The following is a 25,586-nucleotide window of genomic DNA, read 5'->3' on the forward strand; positions in this document are numbered from 1 at the left end:
ATGGATAATGAAGCTTTAATAGATTCTTTTTCAGATTTTAAGTCTGAAAAAAATATAGATAGAGTAAATCTTATGGCAATTCTTGAAGAATCTATACGATGTGTATTAAAAAAAAAATATGATTCATCTAAAAATTATGACATTATTGTAAATCCTGATCAAGGAGATTTAGAAATATGGAGAAATAGAATAGTAGTACAAAATGAAAAAATAAAAGATAAAAATAAAGAAATAACATTATCTCAAGCAAAAGAGATTGAACCTGATTTTGAAATTGGAGAAGAAGTTACTGAAAAAGTAGAGTTACAAACTTTAGGAAGACGTTCTATTTTAGCTTTAAAACAAAATCTACTTTCAAAAATTAATGAATATGATAATACAAATACCTATAATAGATTTAAAAAAAAAATAGGAGAAATTGTAAATGTTGAGGTTTATCATATTTTACCCAAACAAATTATCACAAAAGATGAAGAACAAAATGAAATGGTATTACCAAGACAAGAACAAATACCAAGTGATTTTTTTCGAAAAGGAGATCCTATAAGAGCATTAGTAAAAAAAGTAGAATGGAAAGATAATAAACCTTTTGCTATATTAACCAGAAAAGACGATTCTTTTTTAGAGGAACTTTTTAAGTTAGAGATACCAGAAGTTTCTGATGGTTTAATTACTGTAAAAAAAGTTGCCAGAATTCCAGGAGAAAAAGCTAAAATAGCTGTAGAATCTTATGATGATCGTATAGATCCAGTTGGAGCTTGTGTAGGTATGAAAGGATCCAGAATACATCCAATTGTGAGAGAATTAAAAAATGAAAATATAGACGTTATTAATTACACATCAAATATTCAATTATATATAACAAGAGCATTAAGTCCTGCGAAAATATCTATGATGGAAGTAAATGAAGAACATAAATATGTCAATGTTTATGTAAAAATTGAAGAAATATCAAAAGCTATTGGTAAAGGTGGACAAAATATAAAATTAGCAAGTTATCTAACTGGTTATAAAATACATATATTTAGAGATTTTCCTTTTGAAGATGATGTTGAGTTAACAGAATTTTCTGATGAGATAGAATCAGAAGTTTTAGAAAAATTTCATAAAGTAGGTTTAAATACTGCAAAATCTGTTTTAAGTTACGGAAAAAATGATCTTAGTAAACGTACTAAATTAGAAGAAAAAATCATTAATAAAGTTATAAACATATTAAAAAAAGAATTTGAGGAAGAGTTAAATAATATAAAAACCTAATAATACTAATAAAGACCTAAATTTAATCATATTTTTGTTTTTGTTCTTGCTGTGTTTTATTTTTATATTAGATGTATGACTGATAAGATCAGATTAAAAACTATATTGACTCAATTTAACATTTCTTTGCAAAGAGTAGTTAAATTTCTGCAAAATAAAGGTATTGAAATAGATAATAATCCTAATGCAAAAGTAGAAGATCGTATTTACAAATTTCTAGTACGAGAATTTCAAACTTATAAAGAAATACGAGATGCTTCTGAAAAGGTTTTTTTACAAAAAAGAATAGAAAAAGAAAAAATAAAAAAAGAGCTAATAAAATCAAAAAATATTGTTCGTACTAAATCAGAAAATTTTATTGAATTTAGAAAAAAAAATATAAATACCAATACTTTGGATAAAAAAAAATATGAAAATAAAGAAAAAAAAAATAATAAAGAAAAAAAAATAGAAAGTTTTAAACCGGAACATATAGATACTATCTATCAAAAACTAGATGGAGTTATGTTGACGGGAGACAAAATAGATTTATCTCAATTTGAAAAGAAAAAAACAAAACAAGAAAGTTTTTTTAAAAAAAAACGTAAAAGAATTAAAAAAGAAATATCCTTTGAGGAAGTAAGAAATGTCAATAAAAAAAGACAGGATAAAGAAAGAAAAAATTCATATGAAAAAAAAGGAGAAAAATTCAGAAATAAAAAAAATATTCAAAAACAAAAACAAATCGTCACAGATGAACAAATAAAAAAACAAATTAAAGAAACTTTAGAAAAATTATCCTCAAAAAAAACAAAATCAAAATCTTCAAAAATTAGAAAAGAAAAACGTCAGCAAAAAAAAGAAAAAAGGCTACTTCAAAAGGAAAAAAATAGTGAAAACAAAGAAAAACTACTTAAAGTAGCTGAATTTACAACAGTAAATGAACTAGCATCTATGATGAAAGTAAATCCTGCTGATGTCATTGTATCTTGTATGTCTTTGGGAATTATGGTTACTATGAATCAAAGATTAGATGCAGAAATATTAACTTTAGTTGCAGATGAATTTGGATATAACGTAGAATTTGTTGGATTAGATTTAGAAGAAGCAATTCAAGATGATAAAGATTCGGAAGATAGCTTGAAACCAAGACCTCCTATAATAACAGTAATGGGTCATGTAGACCATGGAAAGACATCTTTATTAGATTATATAAGAAATACGAATGTCATTGCTGGAGAAGCTGGAGGTATTACTCAACATATAGCTGCATATAGCGTAGAATGCTCCAATAATCAAAGTATTACGTTTTTAGATACTCCAGGTCATGAAGCATTTACTGCTATGCGTGCAAGAGGTGCTCAAATAACAGATATTGCAATCATAGTAATTGCTGCAGATGATGAAGTTATGCCTCAAACTAAAGAAGCTATTAGTCATGCTCAAGCTGCTAATGTCCCTATAATTTTTGTATTTAATAAAATAGATAAAAAAAATGCTAATCCTGATAAAATTAGAGAACAATTAGCAAATTTAAATTTTTTAGTAGAAGAATGGGGAGGAAAATATCCATCTCAAGAAATATCAGCAAAATTAGGAGATGGAATAGATAAACTATTAGAAAAAGTATTACTAGTATCAGAATTATTAGATCTCAAAGCTAACCCAAATAAACCAGCAGTAGGAACTATAATAGAAGCTTCTTTGGATAAAGGAAGAGGTTATATTACAACTTTACTTTTGCAAGGAGGTACTTTAAAATGTGGAGATTATGTGTTGGCAGGAAGATATCACGGTAAAGTAAAAAATATTTTAGATGAAAGAGGGAATTCTATTTCTTCAGCAGGTCCATCAAAACCAATAACTATACTAGGCCTAAATGGAGCTCCTACAGCTGGAGACAAATTTAAAGTTTTTGAAGATGAAAAAGAAGCAAAACAACTTGCTTCTAGAAGAGAACAGTTACAAAGAGAACAAAATATCAGAGCTCAAAAACATCTGACACTTGATGAAATAGGTAGAAGAATAGCATTAGGAGATTTCAAAGAATTGAAAATAATTCTTAAGGGAGATGTAGATGGATCTGTTGAAGCTATAGCAGATGCTCTTCAAAAATTATCTACAAATACTATAATGATAAATATTATTTATAAAGGTGTAGGACAAATAACGGAATCAGATGTTTTACTAGCAAGTGCTTCTGATGCTATTATTATAGGATTTAATGTAAGACCTAATGTTGGCTCCAAAAATATAGCAAAAAAAGAAGATATAGAAATACGTACTTATTCTATAATATATGATGTTATTAATGACATTCAAGAGGCAATGGAAGGAATGTTATCTCCTGAAGTAAAAGAAAAAATATTGGGAAATGCAGAAATAAGAGAAATATTTAAAATTTCGAAATCAGGAGCTATAGTAGCTGGATGTATGGTTACTGAAGGAAAGTTATCTAGACAATCAAAAGTTAGATTAATTAGAGAAGGTATTGTTATTCATAATGGTGGAGAATTTATGTCTTTAAAACGTTTTAAAGAAGATGTTAAAGAGGTTCATAAAGGATATGAATGTGGTATAAGCATAAAGAATTTTAATAGTCTGAAATATGGAGATCTTGTAGAAGTTTATGAAGAGTTATCTACTAAATGAAAAAAAGTAACCCTAAAATGTATAGAACACATAATTGTGGAGAATTACGTAAAAAAGATATTGGAAAAAAAGTTATTTTATCTGGATGGATACAAAATATAAGAAATTTTGGTTCTCTATTTTTTGTAGATATGCGAGATTATTTTGGAATAACACAAATTATTTTATCTAAAAATTTATTAAAAATAAATAATATTATTATATCCTTAGGAAAGGAATTTGTAATTAAAATTCATGGAGAAGTAGTTGAAAGACATTCTAAAAATTATAATTTAAATACGGGAGAAATAGAAATAAAAGTATCTAAAATAGAAATTTTAAATATTTCTATTCCACTTCCTTTTTCTATAGTAAATAAAACTGATGGTAGTGAGGAAGATAGAATGATTTACAGATATCTTGATATAAGAAGAAGTCCTATAAAGAATAATCTTATCATACGTCATAATATATCTTTAATGATACGTAATTTTCTTTCTATGAAAGGATTTATAGAAATAGAAACTCCTGTATTAATTCGTCATACATCAGAAGGTGCAAGAAATTTTGTTGTTCCTTCTAGAAATCACATTAATAAATTTTATGCATTACCTCAATCTCCTCAATTATTCAAGCAGTTATTAATGATAGGAGGAATAGATAAATATTTTCAAATAGTAAAATGTTTTAGAGATGAAGATGCTAGATCTGATAGACAAGTAGAATTTACACAAGTAGATTGTGAAATGTCCTTTATAGATGAGAAAGATATTTTAATTTTTTTTGAAACTTTTATTAAATTTTTATTTAAAAAAGTAAAAAATATTGATTTAGAACCTTTTCCTATAATATCTTATTTTGATTCTATTAAAATGTACGGAACCGATAGTCCAGACCTTCGTTTTGGAATGAAATTTTTTGAATTAAATGATTTAATTCAAAAAAAGAAGATTCCATTTTTAATAAAACAAGAATTAATAGTTGGTATAAAAACAAAAAAATGTGAATGTTGTAATACATATAATAAGATTAATTCCATATTAAAAAATAATATTAATAATGAAAGATTTTTTTGGATAAAACATTTATCGAATAAAACTTTTATTTTTTCAAATAAAAGTTTTTTAAATGAAAAAGTATGTTTTTTTATTACAAAACATTTTAAATCTGATCCTGGTGATTTATTATTCATAGTTTATGGTAAAAAAAAAGAATCTAGATCTATTTTACATAAAATACGTTCAGAAATTGCTAATCATTTAAATTTAAAAAATAATAAAGAATTTAAACCATTATGGATAAAAGATATACCTCTTTTTGAATGGGAAAATAATAGGTATAAATCTATACATCATCCATTTACAAGTCCAAAAGAAGAAGATTTACATCTTTTAGAAAGAAATCCAGAAAATGTTCGATCTAAATCTTATGATTTAGTTATAAATGGAATAGAAATTGGAAGTGGTTCTATACGAATTAATAAAAAAAATATACAGGATATAGTATTTAAACATTTAGGACTATCTAAAGAAGAAATAGAATCAAATTTTAGTTTTTTTATTAAAGCATTAACATATGGGGCCCCTCCTCATGGAGGTATAGCTTTTGGTTTAGATAGATTGATAAATCTTATAGAAGGAGGGGATGATATAAAAAATTTTATTGCTTTTCCTAAAAATAATTATGGTAAAGATGTAATGGTAAATTCTCCATCTTTTTTAGATAATGATAAATTAAATGAATTGCATTTACGTTATTAATAATAAATAATTAGTTAGTAGTAGTCAATTATTGATATGATAATAATAAATTATTATTATTCATTATCATTTGTATGATTATTTTTTTTATTATTATATCTAATACAAGATTGTTTATATACATATACAGCTTCATTTTTACTTTTCCAATCTCCTATTGTGACTTTTTTATCTTCCAAATCTTTATATACTGAAAAAAAATGTTCTATTTCTTTCTTAGTATGTGAACTTATTTCTTCTATATCATTAATATTGTTATAGTTTGGATCAGCAATAGGAATACAAATAATCTTTTCATCCTTTCCTTTTTCATCTATCATAAAGAAGACTCCAATTGGTTTTACTGTTATTAAACATCCAGGAAAAGTTGGTTCTGTTAAAAATATTAATGCATCTAATGGATCTCCATCTGTGGAAAGTGTTTTTGGAATAAATCCATAATCCGTTGGATAATTCATAGGGGAATATAAAACTCTATCTAAACGAATACAATTATTTTTTTTATCAAATTCATATTTATTTCTACTACCTCTTGGGATTTCAATTAATACGTCAAAAACTATTTTCATAATTATTATTATTTTTATATTTTTGTATAATAGTTAAATTTTTCTAAATATAAAGCAACTTTTTTAGCAAAACTACCACCTAATACACCATCTATTACACGATGATCATAAGAATGGGATAAATATATTTTATGTCTTATTCCAATACAATCTCCTTCCGGAGTTTCTATTATAGATAATTTTTTTTGTATTAATCCTATTGCCATGATAGCAACTTGCGGTTGATGTATAATTGGAGTACCAAAAAGATTTCCAAAACTTCCAATATTACTTATAGTATAAGTTCCTCCTTGCGTTTCTTCAGGTTTTAATTTATTAGATTTAGCTCTTTTTATTAAATCATTAATAATTTTTACTAATCCTCCTAAACTATAAGAATCTGCATGCTTTATAACAGGAACAATTAAATTGCCGTTAGGTAATGCAGTAGCTAGTCCTATATGAATGTTTCTTTTTTTTACTATATTTTTTCCCTCATTAACGACAGATATATTTATCATAGGTAAATCTTTTATCGCTTTTACTACACATTCTACAAAAACAGACATTAAAGTCAATTTTTCTCCTGTATCCTTTTGAAAAGATTCTTTTATATTTTCTCTCCATTTTACAATGTTTGTAACATCTGCTTCAACAAAAGAAGTAACATGTGCAGCTATATTTTTACTTTTTACCATATGTTCTGCAATTATTTTCCGCATTCTATCCATTTCTAAAATTTCTTCATTACTACTACTTATACAATCATGCATCATCACATTAGTAGTATGATAATTTTTTACTATTTTTTTTGTAGTAGGAGTAATTCTATTTTTTTTTATACGGATGTACTTTAATATGTCTTCTTTAGTAACTCTATCATTTATTCCAGTCCCTTTTATGGTTTCTAATTCATAAAAATTAATTCCTTCTTTATGGGCAATAGTACGAACAAGAGGAGAATAAAAACGTTTTTTTTTCTCTTTAGTAGTAGGTATTGAAATAATTTTTGTTTTATTTTTTATTTCTAAAACAGCTATAGAACTTCCAATTTTAGCTACTTCATTAGGAAGAAATAATTTCTTTTTTAAAATTCCATTCACAGGGGAATAAACTTCTGAATCAACTTTATCGGTTGCAATTTCTACTAAAATTTCTTCTTTTTTTACAGTATCTCCTTCTTCTTTTAACCAACGAATGATAGTAGCTTCAGCTATACTTTCACCCATAGCTGGAAGAATCAAGTTATATTCGGACATCTAAGTTTATCGTTTTAATTATATATTTGCATAATAATTATAATTAGATTTTATAATCTAATATAAAATCCATTGTAAGGTAAAAAATAATAAATTCATTTTAAAAAATGAAAATTCTTTCGTTGAATCAGATAAAGAAAATGGATCAATATTGTATTGATTACGAATCAATTTCTTCAATTCATTTAATGGAAAGAGCAGCAAGAAGTTGTTTCAATTGGATTATTAATCATCCATACTTTACATCCATAAATATTCCATTTATAATTTTATCAGGAAATGGAAATAATGGAGGAGATGGTCTTTGTTTAGCTAGAATGCTTCATTTACATGGATACACTGTATCAGTATACATTATCAATATTTCTAATAGTTTATCAAAGGATTTCCTTATTAGTAAAAAAAAAGCATTAAGATATGGAGTTGAACTAAAAAATATTTATGAAGGAGATCAATTTCCTACACCATTGTTAAACAATAAAAAAGATATCTATTTGATAGATGCAATATTTGGAGTTGGATATAATAGACCTATAAAAAGTAGATATTGGAAATACTTTTTTTATCATATAAACAAAAATAAATTTAAATATGTTATATCCATAGATATTCCTTCTGGATTATTTATGGAAAAAAATAATAATAATTTTGATACTATTATAAAAGCTAATTATACCTTAAGTTTTCAAACCCCGAAGATTCCTTTTTTACTTCCAAATTTTGTTGATTATGTTGGAGAATGGTATTTATTAGATATTGGATGGGATAATATTTTTTTACAAAAAATGAATACAAAAAATATTCTTGTTGACAAAACGTATATTAGAAATTATTTATTTAATAATAAAAGAAAAAAATTTTCTCATAAAGGAAACTATGGTCACGGAATCATTATAGGTGGAAGTTATGGAATGATAGGTTCTATCGCTCTTTCTGGAGAAGCAGTTCTTCGTTCTGGTATAGGAAAATTAACTATTTTTATTCCAAATTGTGGATATGATATAATACAAAACCTTGTTCCAGAAGCTATAGTCAAAACAAATGGTGATAAATATTTAAATGAAATTGTTGTTCATGATGATGGTATCAATGCGATATGTATAGGAATGGGAATGAGCAAAAATTCGGAAACTATAAATGCTTTGGAAAATTTTTTAAAAAATAATAAAAAAAATTCTATTCCTATGGTTATAGATGCAGATGCAATTAACATATTATCTGATCGTATAGATTTATTAAATTTTTTACCAAAAAATACTATTATAACACCACATCCAAAAGAATTTAATAGATTATTTGGTTTATGGAAAAATGAATACCATAAATTAAATATACTTAGAAAAAGTTCTAAAAAATATAAAATATTTATTGTTTTAAAAGGAGCTCATTCAATTATATGTACTCCAAAAGGGGTACTGTATTTTAACAGTACTGGAAATCCAGGAATGTCTACTGCAGGAAGTGGAGATATTCTTAGTGGAATTATTATGAGTTTTTTATCTCAAGGATATTCTCCGAAAAAATCATGTATCATAGGAGTTTATTTACATGGATTAGCTGGGGATATAGGATCCAAAAAATATAGTGAACAATCTGTAATATCTAGAGATATCAATAAATGTATAGGAAAAGCATTTAGTAATATATTAAAATATGAAATTTAAATTTTTATATCTATGATAAATAAGAAAAATAACGAAATAAAATACTATAATTAGTAAACTTATTCTAAAGATATAATCTCCATGTTTGACATAAAAAGTTTTTTGATTATTAATAGGTATTTTACTGTATAATACGCCTTCTTTTCCATAAGGTAACAAGGATAAAAACTTACCTTTTTCATCAATAAAACAAGACACCCCTGTATTGGCCGATCTAGCTATAAATTTTCTATTTTCAATAGCTCTTAAACGTGCATAATATAAATGTTGTTTATGTCCTTGTGAATTTCCCCACCAACCATCATTAGTGATAATGGTCATTAATTGAGCATTTTTATTAAAAAATGAAGAAACATATTCTCCATAAACAGATTCATAACATATAATAGGCGCTATTTTAATTTTTGAGTAAGGATGTTTAAAAACATAAGGTGTTCTTTGTTTCCCTAATTCTACTTTTGTTCCACCAAAATTCAGTAAAATATCTCCTAATATAGAAAATATAATCCTTTTATAAGGAAAACTCTCTACACCTGGTACTAATTTTGATTTATGATGAAATATTGTTTTTTCAACAGAAGAAATTTGAATTATTGAGTTGAAAAAATCTATCCATTGTATTGAGTTTTTAAAAAAAATTGGAACAGATGTTTCACTTTTTTTTTCTTTTTTATAAAAAGTAAATAATTCTGCTCCTGTTATAAAAATAGTTTTGGGAGATTTATTTTTTAGATAACTTTTGAAAAAAGAAACTATACTGTTTTTATCAATATTGTCTATTAATATTTTGTTACCATTTCCTGGTAATATAGTTTCAGGAGCTATTATGATTGTAGGTTTTTTAGAAATTTTTTTATTTATTAAATTTTCTAAACGTAGAATTATATTTTTTGTAGAAATTTTATATTTTTGATTATATGGATCTATATTAGGTTGTAATATGAGTACATTTGTATACTTATTGTAATTTTTATGTTCAAATTTTATATATATAAAATTTGAAATAAAAATTACAATAAGTATTATGCCTATATTTAACAATATATTTTTATATAATGACAATATATTTTTATTTTTTTCATATTTTATAATAGATTTTGTCAATCCAATATTGACTATCCATATCCATACAGATCCTCCTAAAGTTCCAGTATATTCATACCATTGAATCCATTTTATCCGATTAGAAAATCCATTTCCTAAATTCAACCAAGGCCAAGATAATTCCCATTCTAAATGTACTTTTTCAAATAAAATCCATAAACAAACTAATAGAATATAACCTAGATCTTTACTTTTTTTTATATTATTCTTGATATAAGAATAAAAAGTAAAGATAACTGACATAAAAAAAGCATTAAAAAATGTTGGAATTAAATAAGCTTCTAAAGCAAAAGATCCATTAGTTCTTTTTGCATAAGATAACCACCATGTGCTCATACAATTCCATACTAAAAATGTTATAAAAGAAAATAAAAATATATATAAAAAAGAAAAATTGAAATTATTTTCTGCATATAATAAAGGAATAAAAGCTATAAATAAATAGATAGGATCTCCATTAGTAGGCCATCCATATCCTAATAAAAATCCCGATAGGATACTATATATAAAAAATTCAGTCCTTGTTATTATTATACCCCGTTCCGTTATAAAAGTTTTTTTTGATTGTGGAGCTGGCGGGAGTCGAACCCGCGTCCAAACAAGAAGTTTTAAAAGAATTCTACATACTTATCCAAAAGTTATTTTATTCAGTTTTTATTTAAGTTTTGGCCCCTAATAATAAAAACCTACATATTCAAATATATTTTTCAGAAAATTTAAGAATCATCCATTTTCCTTATCCTTAATATCTTTTGTATCTCTAATATTCAGAAATCATAAGGAAAGATCTCTAAGAGATATTTTGCTTCTACTTTATGCAGATAAAGCTATAATGAAATTACATTAAGCAGCAAAAGCGTATTGTTTTTCGCCGTTTATATTTTTGTAATGCTTTATTTACGTGTTATGCATTACGTACGTTACACGGTATGCTATCTTTTACAACTAATCTTGCTGTCAATTCCATAAACAGCCCCGATATATATCGTTGTAATAATGTTTAATTAAGTTAATAAAAAAAAATTATAAAAAAAAACATATTTCCATTTTTTTATATCAAAGTAGTTTGATCTGATGCATCTATTCTTAGAAATAAAAATAATAAAACAGTAAAAGACCATAAAGAAGAACCTCCATAACTGAAAAATGGCAATACAATTCCTATTGTAGGAATTAGTCCCATAACCATACCTAAATTAATAATTAAATGAATAAAAATAATATTTCCAACAGAATATCCAAAAATCCTACCAAAAGAATCTTTTTGTCTTTCAGACAAGAAATAAATACGACTAATAAATAATAGATAAAATATGATAAAAATTACGCTTCCTATAAAACCCCATTCTTCTCCAATAGAACAAAAAATATAATCAGTATGTTGTTCTGGTACAAATTTTCCTTTTGTTATAGTTCCTTTTTGATATCCTTTTCCAAATAATTTTCCAGAACCAATAGCTGTTTTTGAATATAATAAATTATACCCAACATTATCTCTGTATTTTTTATCAAATTCATTTTGAAATAATATATCAATTCTATCCTTATGATGTTGTTTTAAAAATTTTTGAAAAAAAAATGGTGAAAAAATAGAAATAATAGAAAAATTTATTAATAAAAATATATAAAATAATATTCTTTTTAAGAAAAAACTTTTTCTAAAAATAAAAATAAGTACAAAAACACAAAATAAAAAAAATTCTATAATACAATATGGGACTTTTAACGAAAAAAAAAATAGAAAAATAGAAAATAGAAAATAAATAATAAAATAAATAGAAAGTCCTTCTCTATATAAAGTTAAAATGAAAGAAGAAAATATTACAGAAGAACCAGGATCTGGTTGAATAAAAATTAAAATAGAAGGGATTATAAATACAGTCATTATATATAATAATGTTCTTTTATTATTTTTTATATCATACTGATAACTACTTATTAAATGAGATATCATCAAAGATGTTGATATTTTTGATAATTCAGAAGGTTGAAAACTAATAGGACCTAAAACATACCAAGATTTTGAACCATTTATATTTTTACCAAAAAAGAAAACTCCAATAAGAAGAAGTAATGTAAATAAAAAAAATATCGGAGTAATATACTTATAATGTGTTGGTTTAAATAAAAAAATAATGAATATAAAAATAAAACTAAAAATAATCCATATTAATTGTTTTTCAGCTTTTTCATGTGAAACAGAATATAAATTAGTATATCCAAAAATAACCATCATAATATAAATGATTACGATAATCCAATCAATATTTCTTAGTATTTTATTTCTTTTTATCAAAGGAATATTTTAATTTTTTCGTTTTCGCTATAGTATCATATACTTTTTGTAATCCTGAATTCATTATTTTTTTTTCAAGATTTTTTCTATTTACATAATTTTTAATATATTTTTCTGCAATTAAACTTGCAATTGGTCCAGCCCAACGAGAACCATATCCTCCATTCTCTATTATAACAGATATAGCTATTTTTGGATCTTCTACTGGGGCAAATAAAATAAAAATTGAATGATCAGGTAAAGAAACTACTTTATGATTATTTATCCTTATAAAATTTTGAGCTGTTCCAGTTTTTCCCGCCATTCTAATATCCGAAGATTTAAAATGTTTTCCTGTTCCAATTATGAAAACTTTTTCCATTCCATTAATAATAGATTGAAAATATTTGTGTTCTACTTTAGTGAAATTGGCTAAAGTAGAATTATTATTAAATGTAGGATAGTGGTTAATATATTTAACAATATGTGGAGTGTAAAAAAAACCTTTATTTGCTATAGCACAAACCATATTTGCCAACTGAATAGGGGTCACATTAATTTCACCTTGACCTATACTATTAGAAATAATAGTAATAGCATTCCATTTTTTTGGACTCCCATATTTTTTATTATAATAATCTCCAGAAGGAATTACTCCTTTTTCTCCTGTTGCTAAATCACTAGATAAATAATTTCCGAATCCAAAACTTTTAATAATGTCACACCATTCATTAACTCCTTTTGTTAAATTTTTAGGATATTTTTCTATCATACGTTTATAAACTTGCGCAAAATAATTATTGCAAGAAATAGCAACTGCAGTTTCTACACCTATAGGAAACCCATGAAAACCTGAATGACAATGAATTATTTTTTTACCATATCTGAATCCTTTGTAACAAATAAAAGTTGTATTAACATCAACTACTCCCATTTGTAGACCCGCTAATTCAGTTAATAATTTAAATGGAGAAGCTGGAGGATAACGTGCTTGTGTAGTTCTATCAAATAAAGGGTTATCTATTGTATTTTTCATTAATTTTTTAAATTCTTTAGTTCTATTTAATCCTACAAATAAATTTGGATTATTTATGGGACTAGATACTAATGATAGTATTTCTCCATTTTTTGGATTTATAGCAACAATACCACCTTTTTTTTGATACATAAGCTTTTCCGCATATTTTTGTAAATTCCAATCAATAGTAAGAGATATATCACTACCACTGACCGCTTTAACATTATTTTTTTGATTATTATAACTACCTATTATACACCCATTCCTATCTCTTGTCCAATATTTTATTCCTTTTTTTCCTCTCAACACTTTTTCATAAGATTTTTCCACTCCTGCCCAACCAATAAAATCACCCATTTGATAATAATTAGATTCTTTTTTTATATCTTTTTGTGTAACTTCTCCTATATATCCTAAAACGTTAGCAGAACTATCTACTTTATAATCTCTTATAGGTCTTTTTATCCAATCAAAACCTCTATATTTATATAATTTTTCTTGAATAGAAGCAAATTTTTCTTTTGATATAAATGGCAAAAAAACAGAAGGAAGATATTTTGAATAAGATTTTGCCTTTTCCAAATTTTTATAAAACGTTTCTTTTTCAATTCCTACAAGATTGCAAAATTCAACAATATTGAAATTTCCATCATCAATAAGTATTGGAATAACTATTAATTCATAAATAGATTTATTAAATACCAACAAGTTATTATTCCTATCAAAAATAGACCCCCGTTCAGGAATAATAACTTCTTGTTTTATAGAAGTATTAAATGCATTTAATATATATTTTTCAGTATATATTTGTATATAAAATAATCTAAATATAAAAATTACACCTACAATAGTTAATAAAATGTAAAACTTATACAGTTTTTTCAAAGTTTAATTTTTTTGAAAAAAAAATATATAATACATAAAATAGTTGTAAAAATACTGCTTAATATGAATCTAAATATGATTAGTTTATTAAAAAAATTAGCGATTTTTAATGACTGTAATACTAATAAAGAAATATAATGTGTAAATACTAAAAGAAATATATAAAATATTTGTCTAGAAAAACGGACATTGTAAATAGAAAAATCATTTTTATTGATGAAATAATTTCTGTAAAAAAATTGTAAAATTTTACTTCTTAAAAATGAAGATAATGTAGAGGAAAAAGCATGAATACCACCAGTATTCATACAATGATCAATAAACCATCCTATGAAAAACGACAGTATTAAAAACTTATATTTTTTTTTATTATTATATGGATATAATAAAAAAAATATAATATATATGTAAATACAATAATGTTTTCCTAATAAAAATAATGGATTTAGTATAGATATCTGTGTTATAAAGAAAAGTAAAATATAAAAAACATAAATAAAAAAATTTATAATATAGTTGTTCATTAGTTATTTTCAACTTTATAAAGTTGAATATTCCCCCATTCTTTTTGAAATAAATTTTTTACTACATAAGCACTTTCTATAGTAGAAAAATCTTCGATTAATTTTACTTTTATAATATAATTTGCATGTTCATGATCAAATTGGTAAGAATATACTTTTCCAATTGGAATTCCTTCAGGAAAAGTAGCAGATTTTCCATCTGTCTCTACAATATCATCTTTTTGAACAATAGAATGTTTTGGTATATCATACAATATCACATATTCATAATCTACTCCATCCCAAGTAAGCGTACCAAAATTTTTATTATTTTTTAATCTAGCATTTACTTTAATATTTGTATTTAGTAGAGATATACCTATACTAAAGTGTGGAGATGTTTTTATAATAATTCCGGCAATTCCATTAGGTAAAATAATTGCCATATCTGGTTTAATACCATCTATACTTCCTTTATTTATTGTTATATAATTTTCTTTTTCGTTAATAGTATGATTCAGAATTTTTACAGGAGTAAAAATATATTGTTGTAAGTATTCTACATTATCTTCTTTAAAATCAGATATTTTTTTTATTTTGTAAGATAAACTATCATTACGTAAAGACCTATTTTCTTTTATTAATCTTTTATTCTCAATTTCTAATAAAAAATAACGACGTAATTGATGAATTGCATTATAAATATTTCCAATAATTAAGTTCGAAGAACCTGTATAAAAGTATCTTTTTGTTTCAAAATTAGAATATGAAAAAAAAATTGCAGTAAATTCAAGTAAAATAAATGAAAATAGAAAACGACGTTTTAAAAAAAAATTAAAAAATTCATGCATAATAAAAATAATGATTCAACTAACTATTTTACTATTTCATTAAAAATGTAAATTTATCAATATTTTTTAAAGCAACACCTGTTCCTTTTACTACTGCCCTTAATGGGTCTTCTACTAAAGAAACGGGAAGTCCAGTTTTATTTGAAATTCTTTTATTTAAACCTCTTAATAAAGAACCTCCACCTGCCATATAAATTCCTGTTTTATAAATGTCTGCAGCAAGTTCTGGAGGGGTCATAGAAAGAGTTTCCATAACTGCATCTTCAATACGTAAAATTGATTTATCAAGTGCTGGAATTGTTTCTTTATAAGAAAGATGCATTTCCTTAGGTTTACCGGTAGGTAAATCTCTTCCTTGTATATGAATATCATCAGGTGGAGAATCAATATTTTCCATCGCAGCACCTATATCTATTTTTACTTTTTCCGCAGTCCTTTCACCTATATATAAATTATATTTAGTACGGAGAAAATAAGCAATATCATTTGTAAAAACATCTCCAGCTATTTTGATAGATCGTTGACAAACGATTCCTCCTAGTGCTATTACCCCACATTCAGTAGTTCCTCCACCTATATCAATTATCATATTACCTTCTGCTTTTGTTACTGATATTCCGGAACCTATAGCTGCTGCCATAGGTTCTTCAATAAGATATACTTCTTTAGCATTAAGATGTTGAGCTGAATCTTTTACCGCTCTTTTTTCTACTTCTGTAATACCAGAAGGTATACAAATGACCATGATAAGTGATGGTGTGAAAAATTTATTATTTATTCCTGGAACTTTTTTGATAAATTCTCTTATCATAAGTTCTGCTATCTGATAATCAGCAATTACTCCATCTTTTAGCGGTTTATATATTTTAATATTTTCATGAGTTTTACCTTGCATTTTTTTTGCTTCCTCACCAACTGCTAATACTTTTTTCGTTCTTACATCTATGGCAATTATAGAAGGAAAATCTACAACAACTTTATTATTATGCATAATCAAAGTATTAGCAGTCCCCAAATCTATAGCTATTTCTTGAGTAAAAAGATTTTTCATAAAATCTACTACTAATGTCATTGATATTTTTTGAAAAAGTAAGTTTTTTAAATAAAACTGTATATTAATACAAATTTTTCGATTTTGCAAGAACATAATATTTTTTTGTTACAAGGAAGTAATAAAGAAAATAGAGAAATAAATATAGAAAAATCTTTGGCTTTAATAGCTGATAATATTGGAACTATTATTAAAAAATCTTCCTATTTTGAAAGTCAAGCGTGGAATATGAGTAATAATACATATTCATTTTATAATAGAGCTTTACATATAAGAACACATCTTACTCCAATGAGCATCATTCAGGAAATAAATAAAATAGAATTATCTATGGGAAGAAAAAAAGTACACCATGATAAAAAAATAAAAAAATATCAGGATAGAGAAATTGATATAGATATTATATTTTACGATAATATAATTATATATAGTTCAATTTTAACTATTCCACATCCATTATTTCATTTACGTAGATTTGCATTAGAACCTATGTGTGATATAGCTCCAAATAAAAACCATCCTGTATTTAACATACGAGTTATAGAAATATTAGGTTTATGTTTAGATAAATCAAAAATTGAAAAACTTTAACATTAGTGTAATTTTATATTATGAATTTAAAAAAGACTTCAATTAAAAAAATTCCATGTTATGGTCCATATAGTACTTGTGTACTTTCTGGAAATTTTTTATTTATTTCTGGACAAATAGCTGAAAATATAGAAGAAAGTAGTAGTATAGAAAGAGAAACAAAAGAAATTATGAAAAATATAGAAATTATATTGAAAAAAAATAAAATTGACTTTACAAATATTGTAAAAGCTACAATATTTGTAAAAAATATTAATGATTTTTCAAAAATCAATAAAATTTATTCACAATTTTTTATAAAGGATAATTATCCAGCAAGAGAAACTGTTCAAGTCAGTGGTCTACCAAAAAATGCTAATATAGAAATCTCTATGATTGGATTCATTGAATAATAATTCAAATAAATGTCATATATCATAATCTATCGCATTACAACTTTTTTTTTAAAAATTATTTATGGATAATTATATTATTATTTGTTCTATTAACTAATAAAATAGGATGCAGTAATATAAAAATTATACATGTTGATTCTATACAAAAAAATGATAGTACTCATTCTATTTCTTTAATAGGAAATGTTCATTTAAAATATAATGAATATCATCTTTTTTGTAAAAAAGCTGTTTATTATTATCATAATAAAATAAGGAAATTTTATGGATTTGGACAAGTTAAGTTAATTTCGAAAGAAAATAAAATACTTTCTAAAAAGATAGAATATATAGGGAGAACACATCTACGATTTTCAGGAGGTACAAAATTATTTTATGGAAATACTAAACTTTTCGCAGATACCATTAATTTTTTCTTTCACAAAAGAATATTTAGATCTGTTGGTCATGTTATCTGTTATTATAATAAAGTTATAAAGATAAAAACTAATGTTTTAGAATATAACTTAAAATCTAAAGAATTGTATTATAATAATGGAGCTTGGATTCATTATTATAATAATAAATTAAAACTAACTATATATAGTAATAAAGGTTATTTTTTTTCCAAAAAAAGAAAAGCAAATTTAAAAAATAAGGTTAAAATTTTTGATGGAAATTATACTTTATATTCTAATGCAATGGAATTTTTATTAGAAGAAAATATAATAAATTTTTATACTCCTGCTATTCTTAAAAAAGAAAGAAATGTTAAAAATAAATTAAATAATCATTTATTACTATCTAATAAAACATCTTTTTTGATAAATAAAAGAATTTTTATATTTAGAAAATACAAAATATATTATAAAGAAATAGTATTCATAGGAAATTCACTTTTTTTTGATCAAAAAAATGGTAAGTTGTTATTTGATAATCTATCGATAAAAAATAGAGAAAGAAAATTTTTATTTAAAGGACATGGAATTTTCGATTTAAATCAAAAAAATATTTCTCTCAAAAAAAGACCAAATATTATTTATAGTAATAAATCAAGTAATAGTAAATATTCAATATACATTAATGCAGATTTTATAAAAATTTTAGAGAAAAATTCAACATATTTAACTTATGTTTTTTCCGTTAAAAATATTATTATAAATAAATATATCAAAGGAAAATGTAAGTTTTTAATTATTGATTCCTCAAAAAGAAAAATTAAATTTTTTGGTTCCCCTATAATATTATGGATTGATAAACAAAAAATTACTGAAATACCTATTCATTTTATTGATTTTGATGAAATAAAAAGAAAAATTACAATCATATTTCTTAACAAAGAAAATATTTATAAAAAAATTTTTATTAAAATTCGAAGATAATATTATTCAAAATCAAAAATTTTTTGGAAAAAAATTATAAATACTATGTTGTTAAAATTTTGTAAAATAACGAAATAAAACTTTATGGAAATAGAAAATGATTTTTTAAAATATCAAGCACAAATAAATCCTAGACCAATGAAAATAATAGTTGATTATGCTGATGGAAATTATATTTATGGAAAAAATGGAAAAAAATATTTAGATTTTGTATCGGGAGTTTCTGTAAACGTATTAGGACATGGCAATAAAAAAATTAAGAAAGCAATAAAGAAACAAATAGATAAATATTTGCATACTATGGTTTATGGAGAATTTATACAGGAACCTTCTGTTTTACTTTGCAAAAAAATAGCAGATAATCTTCCGTTTCCACTTAAAAATACATATTTAGTTAATTCAGGAACTGAAGCAGTAGAAGGAGCTTTAAAATTAGCTAAAGCTTATACAGGTAGAGAAGAAATTATTTCTTTTAAATTATCATATCATGGAAGTACTCATGGTTCTATGAGTATTATGGGAAATGAAGATAAGAAAATATATTTTAGACCTCTTATTCCTTTAGTAAAATTTATTAATTATAATAATATAGAAGAATTAGTTGATTCTATATCAGAAAAAACAGCATGTATAATTTTAGAAACTATTCAATGTTCTTCTGGAATTATATTACCTAATATCTCTTTTTTAATAAAAATCAGAAATTTATGCAACCATAAAAAAGTTTTAATGATTTTTGATGAAATACAAACTGGATTTGGAAGAACAGGAAAACTATTTGCATTTGAACATTATGGAATCATCCCTGATATATTAATAATGGGAAAAGCAATGGGAGGAGGTATACCAATTGGAGGATTTGTCTCATCTAAAGAAATTATGAAATCTTTTATTCCACTCGGACATTTGACCACGTTTGGAGGAAACGCTGTAGCAGCTTCTGCTGCGTTATCTACTTTAGATCAAGTTATAAATTCTGATTTAATGAAAAAAGTTTCAGTAAAAGAAGAATTGATTAGAAAATATTTAATACATGATAAAATTAAAAATATCAGTGGAAAAGGATTACTTTTATCTATTGAATTAAAAAATAAAAATTATACTAGGAAAATATTAGAATATTGTTTAAAAAATGGATTGATATTATTTCCTTTTTTATTTAAGGAAAATGCGTTACGCATATCTCCTCCATTAACTATTACAGAAGATGATATTTTTAAAGGATGTTCGATTATTATGGATAGTTTAACAAAAATAAAATAATTGAGATTTTTTATAGAATTATCTTACAATGGAAAGAATTTCCATGGATGGCAAGTCCAAAAAAAAGTAAATACTATAGAAGGTCAATTAGAGTATTGCTTTTCAAAATTATTGAAAACTCCTATAAATATAATAGGAGCTAGTAGAACAGATACGGGGGTCCATGCTAAACAAATGTTTGCACATTTTGATTACGAAAATCAAATTCATGATAATTTTTTATATAAACTAAATATATTTCTACCTCATTCCATTAAAGTAAACAGTATTTTTCCAGTTAAAAATTATGCTCATGCTAGATTTAATGCTACAAGTCGAACCTACAAATATTTTCTTACATGTGAAAAAAATCCATTCTATCGTGATATTTGTTGGTATTATTTTTATTCATTAGATATTAAAAAAATGAATCAAGCCGCAAAAATTTTAATGGATTATAAAGATTTTAGTTCTTTTTGTAAAAAAAATTCTAGCAGTAACAATAATATATGTCATATCTATCAATCTTATTGGTCGTTTAAAAAAAATATTTTTTGTTTTACTATTGAAGCTAATAGATTTTTGAGATCTATGGTAAGATCTATAATAGGAACAATTTTAGATGTAGGTAGAAAAAAAATTGACATTGATGAATTCAATGAAATTATAAAATTAAAAAAAAAATATCATTATTCTAGTTCTATAGTTCCTGCATGTGGTTTATTTCTTACTAATATTATTTATCCAGAAGACATTTTTTATGAAAAAAAATTCGAAAAATAGAAAATCTTCTTTCATGGAATTTATTAAAATTAGTTTGAATTATAAATTTATTTTAATATCAACAATACTCATATCTATATTAATATCTTTTATTTCTGCTTATCGACCAAAATTAATTCAGAAAGCTATAGATTTTTATATTTTATACAAAGATTTTATTGGTCTACAAAAGATAATAATCTTAATAATTTCTCTCATTTTTTTAGAAAGTATATTTCATTTTATCTTGTTGCATTTATCAAATGTTTTAGCACAAAATGTAATTGAAAAAATTAAAATATTATTATTTAACAAATTATTGCATTTCAATAGTACTTATTTGAACAAAACTCCTATAGGAAAATTGGTTTCTTATTCTGTTTCTGATATAGAAACTATCACAGTAATATTTAATGATGGTATATTACTTGTTTCAGGAGATATTTTAAGAATCATTATGATCATAATTATGATGTATACTGTGCATAAAAAATTATGTTTTATTGTTTTTTTAACAATACCTTTTATGTATTTTATCACTCGTTTTTTTCAAAAAACGTTAAAAAAGACATTTCATGAAGAACGAATATATTCGTCTCGTTTAAATAGTTTTCTTCAAGAAAATATTATAGGAATGTCTATTGTTCAGTTATTTAACAAAGAAAAGGAAAAATATTTAAAATTTAAGTCCATTAATTATAGTTTAATGAAATCTCATTTTAAAACTATATTTTACTTTTCCATTTTTTTTCCTATAGTTGAATTAGTATCTTCTTTTACGATAAGCGGTGTAATATTTTATGGAGGAATTTATGCTATTGGTAAGGATAATATTCAACCAGGTCAAATTATTGCTTTTATATTTTTTATTTATCTTATATTTCGTCCAATGCGACAAATTGCAGATCGATTTAATATTATACAAAGAGGTATAGCTGGAATAGAGAGGATTTTCTATATATTAAATTCTGATGAAGAAATAACTCCTAATAATGGAAAAATTTATTTAAGGAAATTAAAAGGACATATTGTATTCAATAATGTTTACTTCTCATATATGGAAAATAATGATGAAATGGTTCTAAATGGGATTTCTTTTGAAATAAAACCAGGAGAAAAAGTTGCTATAGTAGGATCTACCGGGTCTGGAAAATCTACAATTACACATTTAATTTCTAGATTATATGATATAAAAAAAGGAAATATATGGATTGATGGACATAATATACAGGATATTGAATTAAAAAATTTAAGATCTCATATAAGAGTAGTAGCACAGGATACATTTTTATTTAATGATTCTATTATGAATAATATTACTTTAGGAGATACTTCTATTGGTATAGAGGAAATAAAAAATGTAGCTAAAAAAATAGGAGTACATAATTTTATTACTTCATTACCTAATGGGTATCAATATGTAGTAAAAGAAAGAGGAGGGTATCTTTCTCTTGGAGAAAAGCAACTAATTTCTTTTTTAAGAGTACAGATGCATCCTTATTCTATTCTCATTTTAGATGAAGCTACAGCATCATTAAATAAAGAATTAGAAAAAATGATATATCAAGCTACTGAAATTTTAACTAGAAAAAAAACTTCTATAATTATAACTCATCGTTTATCTACATTAAAAAATGCAGATAAAATACTTGCGATTCATAAGGGACATATTGTGGAAAAAGGTACTCATGATGAATTAATATATTTAAATGGATATTACGCAGGATTATACAAAGAATCTTTTAAAAAGAATTTAAATTAAGAAGAGTATGAACAATTATTAATTCTTATATAGGTTTTATTTGATATACTTTTTGCCCATTCTTTTATTTTTTCTTTTTTTTTCATTTCTCTTATGAAATTTTCTAGTATAATATAATCTTTATCAAAAGATAAAGGACGAGATGGAATTTCATCTAAAAATTTTAGAATAAAGAATATTTTTTTGCCATTTATAGTATCCTCATATGGATAAGAAATTTTTCCTTTTCTTAAATGACGTAATGCTTTAATCATATTTTTTGATAAATTATTTTCATTAACCCATATATTTTCCAATATAGATACATTTTCTATTTTATTTTTAGATATATCTTCTAAACTAATTTTGTTATTAAGAATACGTTTTCTAATAGTATTAGCATACAATTTTGTTTTATACAATGTATTTTTATCATATTTATTATCATTATTATTTTTTCTGTCTATTACATGTATTATGTCTACTTCATCGTTTCTATTATCTTCTAATTTTATTAAATGAAATCCTAAGTTTGTTTCAAAAGGTTCAGATATTTCTCCCTTTTTTAAATTACGAATCACATTTCCAAATTCTTTTGGAAGAAGATTAATTTTCAATTTTTTTATTGAAACTATGTCTAATCCTGGGTATTTAAATTTTTCAGAAGAAAAATTTAAATCAGAACGTATTTTATTTTTAATATTATTATATAAACTAGTAATTTTATTATGTTTTTTTTTTGATTTAGGATAAAAAATTATGTAAGAAATATTTAACATTTTCGGTAAAAAAGGTATTTTATTTTTATTAATATGTAAAAAATCACGTATTTCTTTAGGAGTAACTTCAATATCACTTGTTATTTTTTTGATAAAATTTTGAATATACTGTTCATTTTTAATCATTTCAATTATCTCTTCTTGAGATAAATTTTTTATATTTTTGTTATTTCTTATTATTAATTTAGGAAACAACATTTGATATTGTAATTTTAATTCTTTATCATCTATTTTTATGAATGGATCTTTTTTTGCATGATATAACATTAATTTTCTAATAAAAAATTGATCTTTAGGATCAAAAAAATCTTTACAGTTTTTATTTGTTCTAATTTTTTTAGAAAAAGTAATATCATTTCCTATAATCATTGGAATATATCCTATTTTTTCCAATTTTTCTTTTTCTATATCATTTATCTTAGTAGAAGAATAAGAATATGTAAAAAAAACAATAAAGAAAATGAAAAAATATTTTTCAAAAAAACTGTTTATCATAAATAAAATATTTTAAATAAAATTAATAGAAAAATTTTATACAATACAAATTATTATTGTTCTAATGAACTTAATAGCTCAAAATATATACAAAAAATATAATAAACAATATGTAGTTGAAAATATTTCTTTTCAATTATCTCAAGGAGAAATAGTCGGATTAATAGGACCGAATGGATCAGGTAAAACAACATGTTTTCACATGATAGTTGGAATAGTAAAACCTACAAAAGGTAAAATTTTTCTTAATGAAAAAAATATTACAGAATATCCAATGTATTTACGTTGTAGAAATGGTATTGGATATTTATCTCAAGAACCATCTATATTTAGAAAACTTTCTGTAGAAGAAAATATATTATGCATATTAGAAATGCAAAAAAAATATTATAAAAATAAAAGTGAAATAACAGATAAATTAATTATAAAATTAAAATTACAAAATATCCGTAAAAATCGGGGAGATCTTCTTTCAGGTGGAGAAAGAAGAAGGACTGAAATTGCTAGATGTTTAGCAATAAATCCCAAATTTATACTTTTAGATGAACCTTTTTCTGGAATAGATCCCATATCTGTAGAAAATCTACAAAATATAATTCTTTCTCTTAAAAAAGAGAATATAGGGATTTTAATAACAGATCATAATGTACAAGATATATTTATGATAACTGATCGTGTTTATTTAATGTTCAATGGAAAATTGCTAAAACATGGAACTACTACAGAATTCATGAAGGATTCTTTAGTAAGAAGAATTTATTTAGGGAATCGTTTTTTTACTCATTCTAAATAAATAAAAATGAATAATCATCGTTTTAAAGGACCTAAAGTAGGATTATTTCTTAATGGAGATCCATCTTTTATATCACACAAAAAAATATCCTTTTATGAAAAAATTTTTTCTGTTGATGGAGCTTTTTACTATTTAACTAAATTAGGAATATCCATTGATTATATAATTGGAGATATTGATTCAATATCAAAAAAAGATATTCCTTTAGAAAAAACTATTTTCACTTATAATCAAAAATATACAGATTTTGATAAAGCTTTAAATATAGTTTATAAAAAAGGATTTTTTAATATCGATGTTTGGGGTGGTAGTGGTAAGGAACAAGATCATTTTTTAGGTAATTTATCCACAGCTTTAAAATATAAGAAAAAACTGTCTATTATATTCTATGATAGATATCACTTTTATTTTTTTTCTGATAAAAATAATGTTTTCTATCAGAAAAAAAATAAAAATATATCGCTATTTCCATTCCCTTTAGTAAAAGGATTAAAAACTAAAGGATTAAAATACAAAGTTAATAAAGGTTGTTTCAAAATAGGTAAAAATATAGGAATAAGAAATAAATCTTGTAATGAAAGAATAGAAATAAATTATATAGAAGGTGAACTATTAATTTTTATAGAAAGATAAAATAATAAA

At 23.8% G+C, this 25,586-nt stretch carries 20 protein-coding genes, 1 other RNA gene and 1 pseudogene; 13 read left to right on the forward strand and 9 right to left on the reverse strand.

Annotated elements, in window-relative coordinates:
• The 3 genes from nusA (at window position 1) to aspS (ending at window position 5,627) form a co-directional block, all read left to right on the forward strand.
• A complete protein-coding gene (gene nusA, locus H0H49_RS00005) occupies window positions 1-1,257 on the forward strand; it encodes a transcription termination factor NusA (RefSeq protein WP_185864471.1) in 1,257 nt (418 codons plus the stop codon).
• A 75-nt stretch (window positions 1,258-1,332) separates the two neighbouring features.
• Window positions 1,333-3,888: a translation initiation factor IF-2 gene (gene infB / locus H0H49_RS00010; RefSeq protein WP_185864472.1), complete on the forward strand. Its 2,556-nt coding sequence runs from the start codon at window positions 1,333-1,335 to the stop codon at window positions 3,886-3,888.
• A 17-nt stretch (window positions 3,889-3,905) separates the two neighbouring features.
• The gene (gene aspS / locus H0H49_RS00015) at window positions 3,906-5,627 is read left to right on the forward strand and encodes an aspartate--tRNA ligase (RefSeq protein WP_185864718.1); all 1,722 of its coding nucleotides are present in this window, start codon (window positions 3,906-3,908) and stop codon (window positions 5,625-5,627) included.
• Window positions 5,628-5,683: 56 nt separating this feature from the next.
• Here aspS and H0H49_RS00020 read toward each other — a convergent pair whose 3' ends face one another.
• Entirely contained in the window at window positions 5,684-6,196 is a 513-nt protein-coding gene (locus H0H49_RS00020) for an inorganic diphosphatase (protein WP_185864473.1), read from the reverse strand.
• Between the two features lie 14 nt (window positions 6,197-6,210).
• The gene (locus H0H49_RS00025; protein WP_185864474.1) at window positions 6,211-7,434 is read right to left on the reverse strand and encodes a dihydrolipoamide acetyltransferase family protein; all 1,224 of its coding nucleotides are present in this window, start codon (window positions 7,432-7,434) and stop codon (window positions 6,211-6,213) included.
• A gap of 107 nt (window positions 7,435-7,541) precedes the next feature.
• On the opposite strand from H0H49_RS00025, the gene H0H49_RS00030 reads away from it, so the two are divergent.
• Window positions 7,542-9,098 (forward strand): NAD(P)H-hydrate dehydratase, encoded by a 1,557-nt coding sequence (locus H0H49_RS00030; protein ID WP_185864475.1) that lies wholly within the window; start codon window positions 7,542-7,544, stop codon window positions 9,096-9,098.
• On the opposite strand, the gene lnt is transcribed toward H0H49_RS00030, so the two are convergent.
• The 6 genes from lnt to H0H49_RS00060 form a co-directional block, all read right to left on the reverse strand.
• Window positions 9,081-10,751, reverse strand: a complete 1,671-nt coding sequence (lnt, locus tag H0H49_RS00035) for an apolipoprotein N-acyltransferase (protein WP_317168708.1) — start codon at window positions 10,749-10,751, stop codon at window positions 9,081-9,083. The genes H0H49_RS00030 and lnt overlap by 18 nt on opposite strands.
• Window positions 10,752-10,766: 15 nt before the next feature.
• Window positions 10,767-11,179: a transfer-messenger RNA gene (gene ssrA / locus H0H49_RS00040) on the reverse strand.
• A gap of 74 nt (window positions 11,180-11,253) precedes the next feature.
• The gene (rodA, locus tag H0H49_RS00045) at window positions 11,254-12,498 is read right to left on the reverse strand and encodes a rod shape-determining protein RodA (RefSeq protein WP_185864476.1); all 1,245 of its coding nucleotides are present in this window, start codon (window positions 12,496-12,498) and stop codon (window positions 11,254-11,256) included.
• Window positions 12,482-14,380, reverse strand: a complete 1,899-nt coding sequence (gene mrdA / locus H0H49_RS00050; protein ID WP_185864477.1) for a penicillin-binding protein 2 — start codon at window positions 14,378-14,380, stop codon at window positions 12,482-12,484. Before mrdA ends, rodA begins: the two co-directional genes overlap by 17 nt.
• Window positions 14,381-14,903: 523 nt before the next feature.
• A complete protein-coding gene (gene mreC, locus H0H49_RS00055) occupies window positions 14,904-15,734 on the reverse strand; it encodes a rod shape-determining protein MreC (RefSeq protein WP_185864478.1) in 831 nt (276 codons plus the stop codon).
• 31 nt (window positions 15,735-15,765) lie between these two features.
• A complete protein-coding gene (locus H0H49_RS00060) occupies window positions 15,766-16,806 on the reverse strand; it encodes a rod shape-determining protein (RefSeq protein WP_185864720.1) in 1,041 nt (346 codons plus the stop codon).
• Between the two features lie 63 nt (window positions 16,807-16,869).
• Between H0H49_RS00060 and folK the strand changes: the two genes are divergently transcribed.
• The 7 genes and pseudogenes from folK (at window position 16,870) to H0H49_RS00090 (ending at window position 22,898) form a co-directional block, all read left to right on the forward strand.
• Window positions 16,870-17,376 carry a 2-amino-4-hydroxy-6-hydroxymethyldihydropteridine diphosphokinase gene (gene folK, locus H0H49_RS00065; protein ID WP_185864479.1) on the forward strand — a complete coding sequence of 169 codons (507 nt, stop codon included), beginning with the start codon at window positions 16,870-16,872 and terminating at the stop codon, window positions 17,374-17,376.
• 20 nt (window positions 17,377-17,396) lie between these two features.
• Entirely contained in the window at window positions 17,397-17,768 is a 372-nt protein-coding gene (locus H0H49_RS00070; protein WP_185864480.1) for a RidA family protein, read from the forward strand.
• 179 nt (window positions 17,769-17,947) lie between these two features.
• Window positions 17,948-18,124, forward strand: a pseudogene (locus H0H49_RS03095) (hypothetical protein); the annotation flags it as partial.
• Between the two features lie 168 nt (window positions 18,125-18,292).
• On the forward strand, window positions 18,293-19,132 hold the full coding sequence (locus H0H49_RS03025; RefSeq protein ID WP_238784945.1) for a hypothetical protein: 840 nt from the start codon (window positions 18,293-18,295) through the stop codon (window positions 19,130-19,132).
• 84 nt (window positions 19,133-19,216) lie between these two features.
• Entirely contained in the window at window positions 19,217-20,395 is a 1,179-nt protein-coding gene (locus tag H0H49_RS00080; protein WP_185864481.1) for an aspartate aminotransferase family protein, read from the forward strand.
• Window positions 20,396-21,157 (forward strand): tRNA pseudouridine(38-40) synthase TruA, encoded by a 762-nt coding sequence (truA, locus tag H0H49_RS00085; protein WP_185864482.1) that lies wholly within the window; start codon window positions 20,396-20,398, stop codon window positions 21,155-21,157.
• Window positions 21,135-22,898, forward strand: a complete 1,764-nt coding sequence (locus H0H49_RS00090; protein WP_185864483.1) for an ABC transporter ATP-binding protein — start codon at window positions 21,135-21,137, stop codon at window positions 22,896-22,898. Before truA ends, H0H49_RS00090 begins: the two co-directional genes overlap by 23 nt.
• On the opposite strand, the gene H0H49_RS00095 is transcribed toward H0H49_RS00090, so the two are convergent.
• Window positions 22,895-24,151, reverse strand: a complete 1,257-nt coding sequence (locus H0H49_RS00095; RefSeq protein ID WP_185864484.1) for a peptidylprolyl isomerase — start codon at window positions 24,149-24,151, stop codon at window positions 22,895-22,897. The genes H0H49_RS00090 and H0H49_RS00095 overlap by 4 nt on opposite strands.
• Before the next feature lie 64 nt (window positions 24,152-24,215).
• On the opposite strand from H0H49_RS00095, the gene lptB reads away from it, so the two are divergent.
• Complete coding sequence (gene lptB, locus H0H49_RS00100; protein ID WP_185864485.1) at window positions 24,216-24,944, forward strand: LPS export ABC transporter ATP-binding protein; 729 nt, start codon at window positions 24,216-24,218, stop codon at window positions 24,942-24,944.
• Between the two features lie 6 nt (window positions 24,945-24,950).
• Window positions 24,951-25,577 (forward strand): thiamine diphosphokinase, encoded by a 627-nt coding sequence (locus H0H49_RS00105; RefSeq protein WP_185864486.1) that lies wholly within the window; start codon window positions 24,951-24,953, stop codon window positions 25,575-25,577.
• The last annotated feature ends 9 nt before the right edge of the window (window positions 25,578-25,586 follow it).

Source organism: Blattabacterium cuenoti, from assembly GCF_014252035.1.
GTDB lineage: Bacteria > Bacteroidota > Bacteroidia > Flavobacteriales > Blattabacteriaceae > Blattabacterium > Blattabacterium cuenoti_Z.